The following is a 13161-nucleotide window of genomic DNA, read 5'->3' on the forward strand; positions in this document are numbered from 1 at the left end:
TCTCTCCTCCGACATGACCGACACCATCCAGCGCCCCAGCGGCCGCCGCGCCGACGCATTGCGCCACGTGCGCATCACGCGCCATTACACGAAGCATGCGGAAGGTTCGGTGCTCGTCGAATTCGGCGACACGAAAGTGATCTGCACGGCGAGCGTCGCCGAGCGCGTGCCCGAGTTCCTGCGTGATCGGGGCCAGGGATGGCTCACGGCCGAATACGGCATGCTGCCGCGCGCGACGCACACGCGCAGCGACCGCGAAGCCGCGCGCGGCAAGCAGACGGGACGCACACAGGAAATCCAGCGCCTGATCGGCCGCGCGCTGCGCTCGGTGTTCGATCTCGGGCGGCTCGGCCCGCGCACGCTGCACATCGACTGCGACGTGATCCAGGCCGACGGCGGCACGCGCACCGCGAGCATCACCGGCGCGTTCGTCGCCGCGCACGATGCCGTCGCGAAGCTGCTCGCGGCGGGCCGCATCGAGCAATCGCCGATCACCGACTACGTGGCCGCAATCTCGGTCGGCGTCTACGAAAGCACGCCCGTGCTCGATCTCGACTACGACGAAGATTCGCAGTGCGACACGGACATGAACGTCGTCATGACGGGCGAAGGCGGCTTCGTCGAAATCCAGGGCACCGCCGAAGGCGTTCCGTTCTCGCGCGACGAGATGAACCGGCTGCTCGATCTCGCGCAAAGCGGTATTACGCAGTTGATCCAGAAACAGAAAGAAGCACTGGGAGCCTAAAGTGAGCGATCGTCCGCAAGCGCAAAGCAGCGCATTCTGGCCATCGGCCGGCGCGAGAAGCACGAGCGCGCCGCTCAAGCGCGTCGTCCTCGCGTCGAACAATCCGGGCAAGCTGCGCGAATTCGCGGCGCTCGCAAGCGCCGCGGGCATCGAGCTCGTCGCGCAGGGCGAGCTCGGCGTATCGGAAGCCGCGGAGCCGCATCCGACTTTTGTCGAAAACGCGCTCGCGAAGGCGCGCCACGCATCGAAGGAGACCGGCCTGCCCGCGCTCGCCGACGATTCCGGCCTGTGCGTGCGCTCGCTCCTTGGGGCGCCTGGCGTCTACTCGGCGCGCTACGCGCAGCTCGCCGGCGGCGAAAAAAGCGATGCGGCGAACAACGCGCGCCTCGTCGAGCAGTTGAAGGACGAAGCCGATCGCCGCGCGTACTACTACTGCGTGCTCACGCTCGTGCGCCACGCCGACGACCCCGAGCCGCTGATCGCCGAAGGCCGCTGGCATGGTGAAATCCTCGATACCCCGCAAGGCGAAAACGGCTTCGGCTACGACCCCTACTTCTTCATTCCGCGACTGAACGCGAGCGCCGCCGAGCTCGATCCTGCCGTGAAGAACTCGTGCAGCCACCGCGCGATCGCGCTGCGCGCGTTGCTCGCGCGGCTCTCGGAGGACGCGTGAGCGTGCAATCGACCGGCGCCGGCGTGATCAAGGCGTTCGTCGCGCCGGGCAGCATCCGCCTGAGCTCGCTGCCGCCGCTCGCGCTCTACGTGCACTTCCCGTGGTGCGTGCGCAAGTGTCCGTATTGCGACTTCAACTCGCACGAATGGAAAGGCGAGCGCTTTCCCGAAGACGACTATCTCGACGCGCTGCGCGCCGATCTCGAACAGGCGCTGCCGCTCGTCTGGGGACGGCAGGTGCATACGGTGTTCATCGGCGGAGGCACGCCGAGCCTGTTGTCCGCGCGTGGGCTCGACCGGCTGCTGTCGGACGTGCGCGCGCTGCTGCCGCTCGACGCCGACGCCGAGATCACGCTCGAAGCGAACCCGGGCACCTTCGAGGCCGAGAAGTTCGCGCAGTTTCGCGCGAGCGGCGTGAACCGGCTGTCGGTCGGCATCCAGAGCTTCAACGAGGCGCACCTGAAGGCGCTCGGCCGCATCCACGACACCTCGCAGGCGCGCCATGCCGTCGAGATCGCCGCGAAGCATTTCGACAACTTCAACCTCGACCTGATGTTCGCGCTGCCGCAGCAGACGCTAGAGGAATGCCGCGCCGACATCGAGACGGCGCTGTCGTTCGCGCCGCCGCATCTGTCGCTGTATCACCTGACGCTCGAGCCGAACACGCTGTTCGCGAAGTTCCCGCCCGCTCTGCCGGACGACGACGCGTCGGCCGACATGCAGGACTGGATTCTCGAGCGCACTGCGGCGGCAGGCTACGAGCGCTACGAGGTGTCCGCGTATGCAACGCCCCATCGGCAATGCAAGCACAACCTCAACTACTGGCGCTTCGGCGACTACCTGGGGATCGGCGCGGGCGCCCACACGAAGCTGTCGTTTCCGAACCGCGTCGTGCGGCAGGCGCGCTACAAGCATCCGGCGACGTTCATCGAACAGGCGCGCGCCGGCACACCCGTTCAGGAAGAGCATGAAGTCGGCGCGCACGATCTGCCGTTCGAGTTCATGTTGAACGCGCTGCGGCTCGCCGAAGGGTTTCCGGTGCATCGCTTCATCGAGCGCACGGGATTGCCGATGACGTCGATCGAGCCGGCGCTGCAGGAAGCGGAGCGGCGCGGGCTCATCACGCGAGACTTCGAGAAGATCGCGCCGACGCCGCTCGGGCAGCGCTTCCTCAACGACCTTCAGTCGCTTTTTTTGAAGGACTAAGAGACGAAAATAGCGCGCACCGAAAGCGGGTGCGCTATTTCGCGCTACAATGGCGACCCTCGGAGGGCTGGCAGAGCGGTTGAATGCACCGGTCTTGAAAACCGGCAAGGCTTTACGGCCTTCGTGGGTTCGAATCCCACGCCCTCCGCCAGAAAATACCGCAACAGATTGATTGAAAAGAAATCTCCTGAGCGCCCGGTATTCCAGCTACAAAGTCGGCTATCAAAGGATCAGCTCATCCCTCGCGCCTCGGCAGCGCCCCTCCAACGACTGTCATTGGAAACGCCCCGGCTGGAACGTCTTCACCGTGGACATCGACGAAATTCGTTACATGACAGCGGGCAAGCAGAACCAGCATTCGCCGACGTTTCCGAACGATCCTAGTTCGACGCCCAAGCACTTGAAATCCGTCGGAAAGCCGCCCCCCTGAGGTCGCTCCAAATCCATGTACTGATGCAAACCATGCATATTCGCTTGGGCAACGCGATCTTTGTTCGCTCCTGATTAGCATGGTCGTCCAGGTACTCCCCGGTCACGAGCACGATCAGAGTGTAAGCGTCTTGTGCTGCGTCAACGAGTCGCTCCGGCAACTCGGGCATCCGCATATTCGCTTACAGATAACTATCGGTCGTTTGTCAAAATCTGCCGATGGCACATGCGCTTAAACAACCGCAGCCGCAAGTGTTGACTACCGGTCACACCGACTGCCGCACCATATTCGTAAATCTTCTGCACACCGGCCGCAGCATCCAGGTAGACGGGTTTTCGATTGGTTGCAAAAAACCGGATACATCACAGGCTGCTTCAGCGAATAGCCGAGTGCAAACGTTTCATAACAGCCCCGGTCGACAAAAACAGCGAGATTGACTGTTGAAACTTATCGTTATTGGCGAAGCTATGCCTGAAGGATTTCGGCGCGCACCTATCACGCTTGACGGGTGTCTCCCGCCAGCCTGAAGGGTGCAACAATTCGAACGAAATTTAGCCCCAGCGCCGGCAACCGCTGCCGCCGCCATCCATGCGAAATCCCGGGAGTGCTTAAAAAGCGAAACATCCCACTTATTATCTCGCGCGAGCAAAAAACCAATAAACATAAACAGCCCATCTACGGGTTTTTACGAATTAAGATCACAGCGATCTCCAAATCCTGTCAACCCTATCAGCTATTTACCCGTCTCCTCGCACATTAGATTACGCAGCAGGTCTCGTTTGACCCATTACGGAGGAGAGATGAACCAAAAATCCCAACACCCCATTACCCCTTATGGTGTGGCCATTCATCAAGCCATCGCCGAAGGCGACCTGAAGAATATGAAATCCCTGCTTACCCAGGCCGAATCGGTCGCCGAGCAACAAGGCGATTTGCTCACCGCGATCGAGTTTCTCAAAGTAGAAATCGCCAAGCTCGAACGCGTTTAATCCGGCGGCGTTTTCGCGTCGCTGTTCATTGAAATCTCGACTCTAGGAGGCGGCATGTCTGCAAGCAATCCCGTTGGGCTGTTCCCGGTTCGTTATCTGATCGGCACTGGAATGGCGGGAGCGCCAAGCCTGGGCCTCAACCTGCTCGTCGATACGCCCGAGCGCCGCGTCGTCGGCACGGCGGCGGTCACGCAGGCCGTGAATCCCCCGCTCGACTTTCACGCCGACGTCTGGGGCAGCTACACCTACCTGACGCTCATGCCGCCGGTCAATTCGCGCATCCTGGTGACCGCCGAAGGCAACAGCGGCGGCCCCACCTCCAACTCGATGGTTACGTTCAAGCTGCGTCTGCTGCTCAACAGCGACTGGCAGACCGGCGTCGCCACCTACGAGTATTGGGACAACGGGAGCTGGCATGAAGTGGCGAACGTGCCGGCCAAGATCGATCGCGAATTCGTGCCGCTGGAGCCAGGTCCGGTCATCCCGGGTTCGCTCAGCGTGGGCAACCGGATGCAAACGCTGTACGGCCCGTCCCTTCAGCAATCACGGGCATCCGGCGATCTGGCGCAGATGAAGGCACTGGCGGCGTTCGCCCAGCAGCAGTTGAACAGCCGCGACGACATCACCTCCGCACTGGCGGCGCTCAAGGCCGAAATCGGCAAGCTCGGCGGCTAGCCGTCACTCGAACGATCAGGCTTCGCCACCACCCGCTTATTCCTTCCCGGAGTTATCGCCATGTCCCAACCCAGTCTTTTTCACGTCACCTATTCCGTCGCAACGCCCGTCATCGGCGGCCCGCTGCTGACCCTGTCGCTCGTGGTCGACACCCCGAACAAAAAGGTCAACGGCATCGCCAGAATCACCCAGACCACCAACCCGCCGCTGGAATTCCGCGCGGACGTCTGGGGGACCTTCAACACCGTGCAGCCGGTGCCGGCGCAAGAGCTCAACATTCTGACGCTGGACGGCAATCCGAGCGGCCAGTACAGCCAGATCGCCGAGACCTTCCACTTCCACGGCGCCCTGCACCAGTGGCAGTCCGGCCAGGCCAGCTACCGCTACTTCGACGGCCACCGCTGGCATGCGGTCGAAAACGCGACCGTGACCTTGGAAAAGGAGACGCTGCCCACGCCGCCCAACCACGTCGTGCCGATGTACGCCGTCAGCCTCCAGCAATCGAAGGCAACCGGGAACCTGAGCCAGATGAAGCAGCTGGCCGCCCTGGCCGAGCAGCAGCTCGCCGATACTGAAACCATCAAGGCGGAACTCGACAAGCTGAACGCCGAAATTGCCCGGCTCGAAGGCCACGCCTGAGCGCAGGCCGGTTCGCCGCCGCGTGCCCGGCCGCAAGACCGGGCACGCGGCGGCTCCACAACGAGAGCGAAGCGAGATGACCACGACCAGCCAGACCCCTGCCCGTTACCTGAGCGACAACGACTTCCAGCGCTACGTCCCTGTTCACGTCGTCTGGGAGATCACACTGGCCTGCGACCTCAAGTGCTTGCACTGCGGGTCCCGCGCCGGCCGCAGGCGGACGGACGAGCTGAATACCGAGGAGTGTCTGGAAGTCATCGAATCGCTCGCCCGGCTGGGCACTCGCGAGATTTCGCTGATCGGCGGCGAAGCCTATCTCCGTAAGGACTGGACGCAGTTGATCCGCTCGATCCGCTCGCACGGCATGTATTGCGCGATCCAGACCGGCGGACGCAACCTGAACCCCAAGCGGCTCGAAGAGGCGGTCGAAGCCGGCCTCAACGGCATCGGCGTTTCGCTCGACGGGCTGGCGCCGCTGCATGACAAGGTGCGCAACGTGCCCGGCTCGTTCGACCGCGCCGTGGACACGCTCAAGCGCGCCCGCGCGGCGGGCCTTGCCATCAGCGTCAACACCCAGATCGGCGCCGCGACCATGAGCGACCTTCCAGCCCTGATGGACACCATCATCGAGCTGGGCGCCACGCATTGGCAGATTCAGCTGACTGTCGCCATGGGCAACGCCGTCGACAACGACGAGCTGCTGCTCCAGCCCTACCAACTGCTCGACCTGATGCCGCTCCTCGCGAAGCTCTACAAGGAAGGCGTGAGCCGCGGACTGCTGATGAACGTCGGCAACAACATCGGCTATTACGGCCCCTACGAGCACCTGTGGCGCGGCTTCGGCGACGAGCGCGTGCATTGGAGCGGGTGCGCGGCGGGCACGACGGTGCTCGCGCTCGAAGCCGACGGCACGGTCAAGGGCTGCCCGTCGCTGGCGACGGTCGGCTTTGCCGGCGGCAATGTGCGCGACCTGTCGCTGGAAGACATCTGGCGCACCAGCGAGGCCATCCATTTCGGGCGGCTGCGCTCGGTGGACGACATGTGGGGCTTCTGCCGCACCTGCTACTACGCCGACGTGTGCCGTGGCGGCTGCACCTGGACCTCGCACTCGCTGCTCGGCAAGCCGGGCAACAATCCCTACTGCCACTACCGTGCGCTGGAGCTGCAAAAGCAGGGGCTGCGGGAGCGCATCGTCAAGATTCAGGAGGCGGGCGCCGCGTCCTTCGCGGTCGGCCGCTTCGACCTCGTGACCGAGCGCATCGCCGATGGCGAGCCCGTGTCGAGCATCGTGCGGTCGGGGCAAGTCATCGAACTGGCCTGGAAGAACAAGGGCAAGCGCTCGCCCGACGTCGGACGGGTGCCGCCGCAGCTCGATCTGTGCCGCAGCTGCAACGGCTACATCTACCCGGGTGAGCACACGTGCCCGCATTGCGGCGCCGACGTCGAAGCCTCGGCGCAGGTCCACCGGCAGGAGACGGAATACCGTCATGCGTTGATGAACAAGCTCGAGCAGTTGCTTGGCTTACCGGCCTCGACGTAAACAATTTGGCGCGCTAACGCCCGCCTTCTTCGGCCGGGATTCGCCTACTTCCCGCCGATCTGCTGGCCCGAGAATTAGATGCCACGAGAAGCCGCTATCCAATTTCAAGCATCGACCGACATCACTTGCTGCGACGCCACCAGTTTCGGCGGCGGGCTGCATTGGCAAATGCACAAGTCGTCGCTCAGTGCGGCGCGCCGGCCATCCGGCGCGGTCATCACCTGGCGCGGCCCCTCGCATTGGATCTTCCCTGTCGAGTGGCACGCGGGGCACGCCACCTCGTCGTTTTCGTGCGCAACGTCCTTGCCGTGCAGTTGAACCGTGGTCGACTTGGCTTGCACGACGCCGTTCGCGGTCGTCTTGTCGCCGTTCAGGATCAGATATCGTTTCATGGTGAGATTCGCGTCTCGCCGTGACAAACGGCGATATGGGGATTAACGGGCGGGCAATAACACAACCGCGATTTTATTAAGGATTGCATTGCCCGATCAATCGGCTTGAATGGCGTCGTCACAGAACGGGAATTTATTTCCTGGCGCGATAGCAGCAAACGCCATTTCGGGAAAAATACCCGAGTTGCAGATTTAACAATCGGACCCATTCTCGATTCGTTCGCACCGCTCCTTCGGCGCGCCCCCGCTCCCCGGAGACCGATCTGCAACCTGTCAAAGCGTCCAGGTATTCTCCATGCCGAATAGCGGCTAAAAACGCATGGCGCATCACGGCCACGCTCTTTCGAGTGCATCGCCGTTTCGGTCCGCGCTTTCTGCCATCGGGGATAAACCATGAATCACCTTGATTTGCTCGAATCGAGAATCAAAGAACAGCACGATAAACTCGCTCACCATCCGGTATTCAGCGCCATTCGCGACATCGACGAACTGCGCACCTTCATGGAATGGCACGTGTTCGCGGTGTGGGATTTCATGTCGCTCGTCAAGCGCCTGCAGGCCGACCTCACGACGGTCGCCGTGCCCTGGATCGCGCCGCGCAGCGCAGCGGCCGCGCGCCTCATCAACGAGATCGTGCTCGGCGAGGAATCGGACGAGACGCCGCTCGGCCACATGAGCCATTTCGATCTCTACCTGCACGCGATGCGCGACGTCGGCGCCTCGACCAAGCGCGTCGAGCACATGATTTCGCTGCTGCGCTCGGGCTTCACGGTGACGGCCGCACTGGCGGCCGTCGATGCGCCGGCGCCGGTGCGCCGCTTCGTCGAAGCGACGCTTTCGACCTGCGTCGACGGCGAGACGCACCAGGTGCTCGGCAACTTCTTCTATGGCCGCGAGAACGTCATTCCCGACATGTTTCGCACGCTGCTCGACGAGTGGCGGATCGAGCGTGCATCGACTCCGCTCCTCGCCTACTACCTCGACCGGCACATCGAAGTCGATTCCGGCGAGCATGGGCCCGCGGCGCGCGCGATGATCCGCGAGACGGCGGGCAACGCCCCAACGCGGCACGCGCAAGCGCTCGAAGCCGGCCTCGCGGCCATCGACGAGCGCATCGCTCTGTGGGACGGTCTCTTCGCCCATCTCGACCGCGCGCGCACATCCGTTGCATGAAGCGCATCCCGCGCCGCTGCGCGGGATGCGCTTCATGGCCTGACCCACTCGAGAAAGGCGGCATGCGTGCCATCAACCGTTCAAAGAAAAGCGCTCGATGAAAAGCGGCACCGCTCCCGTTCGCGCGCACGCGCAATGAGAGTGAATGCGGATGCGCTGCCGCGCGCGATTGACTACGCTTGAGTCACGCCATCATCAAGAACGGCACAGGACCATGGACACCGACCTCAATCGATCTCGCACCGCGCGCGCCGGCGGTGGATGGCGCAGCAGCGCTTCGCGCACGATCGCGCTCGGCGCTGCGCTGCTCGCAGCCGGATGCACGTTCACGCTCACGCCGCCGGAGCGGCCGGCGGTCTCGGCCTTGCCGCCGCCCGCCGCCGTCAACAGCGCGACGCTCGATCAATACCGCGCCGCGGTCGCGCAGCGCATCGCCGAACGCAACCCGTCGTACGTGTTGCAAGGCATGCCGCAGGCGATGCTGCGCTCGCTCGTCGTGGTCTCGTTCACTGTCGATCGCGACGGGCGCGTGCTCCAGTCCGCGGTGTACCGGACCAACGGCGACGACGAAGCCGAGAGCACCGCGCTCGCGACGCTGCGGCGCGCGGCGCCGCTGCCGCAGCCGCCGGAGAAGCTGCTCAACGGCCGCGGGCAACTGGAACTCTTCGAGGACTGGCTCTTCAACGACAACGGCAAGTTCCAGTTGCGCGAGCTCGCCTCTCCACAAGCGCAAACGATCAATTGAGCCAGCGAGCGCGCGCTCGACGCACTCGCTATAATTTTCCGACCCACCTGCCGGGACTACCCGGCACCGCTCCCGGCGCCAGCCTATCCGGCCGCGCACCGGCGGCCGCTCCCTGGTTTCCGATGCTTACCGCGCTGCCCACCGCGCGCCGCGGTAGTATCGAGCTCCCTGAACTCGAACCAAAGACGCTCGACGCATGCGTCGAGACAATTGGAGACCCCAATGTCATCTTCCCCGTCATCGCACGCCGCAGCATCCGCGCCCAGCGCCGCCGCCGGAACCAGCCGCTCGCGCGTCATCTTCGCGAGCTTCATCGGCACCGCGATCGAGTTCTATGACTTCTACGTCTACGCGACCGCCGCCGCGCTCGTCATCGGCCCCGTGTTCTTCCCGCACGGCTCGGCCACCGCGCAGGCGCTGTCCGCCTTCGTCACGTTCGGCATCGCGTTCGTCGCGCGGCCAATCGGCTCGTTCCTGTTCGGGCACTTCGGCGACCGCATCGGCCGCAAATCGACGCTCGTCGCCTCGCTGCTCGTGATGGGCGTCTCGACGACGCTCATCGGCTTCGTTCCCGGCTACGACGCGATCGGCAGCCTCGCGCCGATCCTCCTGTGCATCCTGCGTTTCGGCCAGGGCATCGGCCTCGGCGGCGAATGGGGCGGCGCGGCGCTGCTCGCCACCGAGAACGCGCCCGCCGGCAAGCGCGGCTGGTTCGGGATGTTTCCGCAACTGGGGCCGTCAGTCGGCTTTCTCGCCTCGAACGGGCTCTTCTTCGGCCTGGCGCTCGCGCTCTCCGACGCGCAGTTCCGCAGCTGGGGCTGGCGCGTGCCGTTCCTCGTCTCTGCCGTGCTCGTCGCGCTCGGCCTCTATGTGCGACTCAAGATCGCCGAGACGCCCGCCTTCCAGGCCGCCATCGACCGGCGCGAGCGCGTGCGCGTGCCGCTCGCGTCGCTCGTCGCGCATCACTGGCGGCCGACGCTGCTCGGCGCGCTCGCGATGGTCGTCTGCTACACGCTCTTCTACATCTCGACGGTGTTCTCGCTGTCGTATGGCGTGTCGGCCTTGCATATCCCGCGTCCGAGCTTTCTCGGCATGCTGTGCCTGGCCGTGGTCTTCATGGCGCTCGCGACGCCGCTCTCCGCCTGGGCCAGCGACCGCTTCGGCCGCAAGCCCGTGCTGATCGCAGGCATCGCCGGGGCGATCCTGTCGGGATTCGCCATGGCTCCGCTGCTCGGCAGCGGCTCGCTGCCGCTCGTCGCGCTGTTCCTGATCATCGAGCTGTTCCTGATGGGGATCACGTTCGCGCCGATGGGCGCGCTGCTGCCGGAGCTCTTCCCGACCAACGTGCGCTACACGGGCGCGGGCGTCTCTTACAACCTCGGCGGGATTCTGGGCGCGTCGGTCGCGCCTTATATCGCGCAGCTGCTCGCCGCGCATGGCGGGCTCGCGTGGGTCGGCGCGTATGTGTCCGCCGCGGCCGCGCTCAGCCTGCTCGGCGTGCTGTGCATGCGCGAAACGCGCGACGCCAGGCTGATGTAATCGACGCTTCGGCCGCGCCTCGAAGACCGCTCCTGCCGGCGCGCCACTTGCCTATGGTGCGCGCGCCTACGTGGTTTTCCTGTGTTGCCGAGCTTTTTGACCTGCCTATACTGGATTCGCCAGCCATCGGGCAAAAAGCGCCACCCATCGTTTCCAACAAACCAACGGGAGCCGACGATGAACATCCATCTTCATAACGCAGACGTCGTGGCCATCATTGCGCTTGCGCTCCTGGGCGCCTTGCTGCTTGCGATCCGCTTTCGGCCCATGACGTGGCGCGGCATCGTCGTCGAAGCCATTCTCGCGAACGCGGCGGCGATTGCCGCCGTCGTTGCGATCGAAGCCATCGTTTCCTGACGACGCCTGCCGCCCGGCGGCGGGGCCTCGTGCGTCGTCCGCCTGCATGCGCCGAATCCCCGTTCACCGATAGTAATAACCGTGGCCATAATAGCCGCCGCCGTAGTAGCCCGGGCCGGGTACCACCACGCAGCCCCCGAGCGCCGCCGCGAGCAGCACGCCGGCAATCAGTGTCGTTAAGCGTTTCATATTGTTCTCCTGTCGTGTCGGAATGGGTCCAAGTGCCCCTCGAACGATTCCGATTAAATATGAGATGACGCGGCGCATCCGTTGCAAGTTGTAAGTGAAGAGCGACCGTCTATTACATGAAATGGGCAGCCAGCCACGCCAAGCACGGTGCGGCTGACGCCGCGGCGCGGCATCTCCAACGATTCGCGACAGTTTTAACAACCGTGTAATGCGGCAAATCAAAGACAGCGTCCCGCAAGGCGGCAATTAGAGGCGCGAGCCTTGCGCTGGCCGGGGCTGAGCGTGCATATGCGCCGGTATAATCGGCACTTTGCAATCTCAGGCATCCCATGGCCCGAGCCATGCCTCCCCACACTTTCGCCCTTCGACGCGCGCGCACCATCTGGCGCCGCTACGGCATCTTCTGGCTGGGTGCGATTGCCGTCGGTCTGACCGCAGTGCTATACGCAAGACTGATCGACTGGGGGTATGGAGCATTCCAGTCGATGCAGCATCGCCACGCGTGGCTGCCGCTCGCCGTGACGCCCGCCGTCGCCGCCGTCTCCGTCTGGCTCACGCGCAAGTTCTTTCGCGGCGCCGAAGGCAGCGGGATCCCGCAAGTGATCGCCGCGCTGCATGGGGGCACAACGACGCTCGGTCCGCGTCTGCTCACGGTCAAGCTCCTCCTCGGCAAGATCGCCGTTTCCTTCCTCGGCATCCTCGGCGGCTTCACGATCGGCCGCGAAGGCCCGACCGTGCAGGTCGGAGCCGCGATGATGTTCAACCTGCGCCGCTTCTACCCGCGCTCGAACGCGCAGATCGAGCGGCAGCTCGTGCTGGCCGGCGCGGCGGCGGGCTTGTCGGCGGCCTTCAACACGCCGCTCGCGGGGATCGTCTTCGCGATCGAGGAACTCACGCGCAGCTTCGAGGCGCGCACGAGCGGCGTGCTGATCACCGCGATCATCATCGCCGGCGTGATCGCGCTCGGCCTGAACGGCAACTACACCTATTTCGGCACGATCCAGATCGGCGCGCACTTTCCGGACCTGCTCGCCGTGGCCGTGCTGCTGACCGCAATCGTGACCGGCATCGCGGGCGGCTTCTTCTCCTGGCTGCTGCTCAACACCTCGCGCTGGATTCCGCCGCAGCTCGCGCAGTTGCAGCGCGACAAGCCGGTCCAGTTCGCCGCGCTGTGCGGCCTCGCCATCGCCGTCGTCGGCCTGGTCTCGGGCGGCACGACGTTCGGCAGCGGCTACGCGGAAGCGCGCGGCCTGCTCGACGGGCACGAAAAGCTGTCGGTGTTCTATCCGCTCCTGAAGATGGTGTCGATGGTCGGCTCGTATCTGCCGGGCATTCCGGGCGGCATCTTCGCGCCGTCGCTGTCGATCGGCGCGGGCTTCGGCAATCTGCTGCACCTGGTGTTCGACAGCATGCAGCTGCAGATGCTGATCGCGCTGGCGATGGTCGGCTATCTGGCGGCAGTCACGCAATCGCCGATTACATCGTTCGTGATCGTGATGGAGATGATCAACGGGCACGCGCTCGTGATCTCGCTGATGGCGACTGCGCTGATTTCGAGCCGCGTCTCGCGTTTTTTTGCGCCGCCGCTCTACGAGACGCTCGCGCACCGCTACATGACGCCGATGGCCTCGGCAGGCGCGGCAACGGCGGGAGCAGGGGGCGTCCCCGAGCCGGCGGAACCTGCGGAGCCGGCCAAGGACGAGTCTGCGGCGCAAGCCCAAGCCGAGGAAGCTCGGGCCGAGGCCGCGCCGCAAGACGAAACGCCGCGTCAGTAGACCACGACCGGCGCGGGACGGACGACCACCGGCCGCGCCGGCACCACGATACAGCCGGCCAGCGTGACGCCCAGCAAGACAGCGGCAATCAGCGT

Annotated in this window: 14 protein-coding genes and 1 tRNA gene; 13 read left to right on the forward strand and 2 right to left on the reverse strand. The window is 64.6% G+C overall.

Translation table 11 applies throughout. From position 1 onward, the window contains the following. The first annotated feature begins 13 nt into the window (after positions 1-13). From rph to FAZ69_RS03905, 8 genes are all read left to right on the forward strand, one after another. Complete coding sequence (gene rph, locus FAZ69_RS03865; RefSeq protein ID WP_136892630.1) at positions 14-745, forward strand: ribonuclease PH; 732 nt, start codon at positions 14-16, stop codon at positions 743-745. A gap of 1 nt (position 746) precedes the next feature. Then, positions 747-1418 (forward strand): RdgB/HAM1 family non-canonical purine NTP pyrophosphatase, encoded by a 672-nt coding sequence (gene rdgB, locus FAZ69_RS03870; protein ID WP_136892631.1) that lies wholly within the window; start codon positions 747-749, stop codon positions 1416-1418. Beyond that, complete coding sequence (gene hemW / locus FAZ69_RS03875) at positions 1415-2623, forward strand: radical SAM family heme chaperone HemW (protein ID WP_136892632.1); 1209 nt, start codon at positions 1415-1417, stop codon at positions 2621-2623. The genes rdgB and hemW overlap by 4 nt, the downstream gene beginning before the upstream one ends. A gap of 61 nt (positions 2624-2684) precedes the next feature. Continuing rightward, positions 2685-2774: transfer RNA gene (locus FAZ69_RS03880), tRNA-Ser, on the forward strand. Between the two features lie 1079 nt (positions 2775-3853). Continuing rightward, entirely contained in the window at positions 3854-4042 is a 189-nt protein-coding gene (locus tag FAZ69_RS03890) for a DUF1843 domain-containing protein (protein ID WP_136892634.1), read from the forward strand. 54 nt (positions 4043-4096) lie between these two features. Continuing rightward, a complete protein-coding gene (locus FAZ69_RS03895) occupies positions 4097-4717 on the forward strand; it encodes a DUF1842 domain-containing protein (protein ID WP_136892635.1) in 621 nt (206 codons plus the stop codon). 60 nt (positions 4718-4777) lie between these two features. Then, complete coding sequence (locus FAZ69_RS03900; RefSeq protein WP_136892636.1) at positions 4778-5356, forward strand: DUF1842 domain-containing protein; 579 nt, start codon at positions 4778-4780, stop codon at positions 5354-5356. A gap of 76 nt (positions 5357-5432) precedes the next feature. Further along, entirely contained in the window at positions 5433-6896 is a 1464-nt protein-coding gene (locus tag FAZ69_RS03905; RefSeq protein WP_136892637.1) for a GDL motif peptide-associated radical SAM/SPASM maturase, read from the forward strand. 104 nt (positions 6897-7000) lie between these two features. Here FAZ69_RS03905 and FAZ69_RS03910 read toward each other — a convergent pair whose 3' ends face one another. Then, positions 7001-7288 carry a PAAR domain-containing protein gene (locus FAZ69_RS03910; RefSeq protein ID WP_136892638.1) on the reverse strand — a complete coding sequence of 96 codons (288 nt, stop codon included), beginning with the start codon at positions 7286-7288 and terminating at the stop codon, positions 7001-7003. Positions 7289-7681: 393 nt separating this feature from the next. Between FAZ69_RS03910 and FAZ69_RS03915 the strand changes: the two genes are divergently transcribed. The 4 genes from FAZ69_RS03915 (at position 7682) to FAZ69_RS03930 (ending at position 11102) form a co-directional block, all read left to right on the forward strand. After that, positions 7682-8461: a DUF3050 domain-containing protein gene (locus FAZ69_RS03915; protein ID WP_136892639.1), complete on the forward strand. Its 780-nt coding sequence runs from the start codon at positions 7682-7684 to the stop codon at positions 8459-8461. 214 nt (positions 8462-8675) lie between these two features. Next, a complete protein-coding gene (locus FAZ69_RS03920) occupies positions 8676-9206 on the forward strand; it encodes an energy transducer TonB family protein (RefSeq protein ID WP_136892640.1) in 531 nt (176 codons plus the stop codon). A gap of 222 nt (positions 9207-9428) precedes the next feature. After that, positions 9429-10745 carry an MFS transporter gene (locus FAZ69_RS03925; RefSeq protein ID WP_136892641.1) on the forward strand — a complete coding sequence of 439 codons (1317 nt, stop codon included), beginning with the start codon at positions 9429-9431 and terminating at the stop codon, positions 10743-10745. A 177-nt stretch (positions 10746-10922) separates the two neighbouring features. Beyond that, a complete protein-coding gene (locus FAZ69_RS03930) occupies positions 10923-11102 on the forward strand; it encodes a hypothetical protein (RefSeq protein WP_136892642.1) in 180 nt (59 codons plus the stop codon). A 63-nt stretch (positions 11103-11165) separates the two neighbouring features. Here the strand turns inward: FAZ69_RS03930 and FAZ69_RS34180 are convergent, their stop codons facing one another. Then, positions 11166-11291, reverse strand: a complete 126-nt coding sequence (locus FAZ69_RS34180) for a hypothetical protein (protein WP_255451507.1) — start codon at positions 11289-11291, stop codon at positions 11166-11168. Positions 11292-11620: 329 nt separating this feature from the next. Here FAZ69_RS34180 and FAZ69_RS03935 point away from each other — a divergent pair, with 329 nt between their 5' ends. Beyond that, positions 11621-13066: a chloride channel protein gene (locus tag FAZ69_RS03935; protein WP_136892643.1), complete on the forward strand. Its 1446-nt coding sequence runs from the start codon at positions 11621-11623 to the stop codon at positions 13064-13066. Positions 13067-13161 lie beyond the last annotated feature (95 nt).

The organism is Trinickia terrae (assembly GCF_005144415.1).
GTDB classification, from domain to species: domain Bacteria; phylum Pseudomonadota; class Gammaproteobacteria; order Burkholderiales; family Burkholderiaceae; genus Trinickia_A; species Trinickia_A terrae.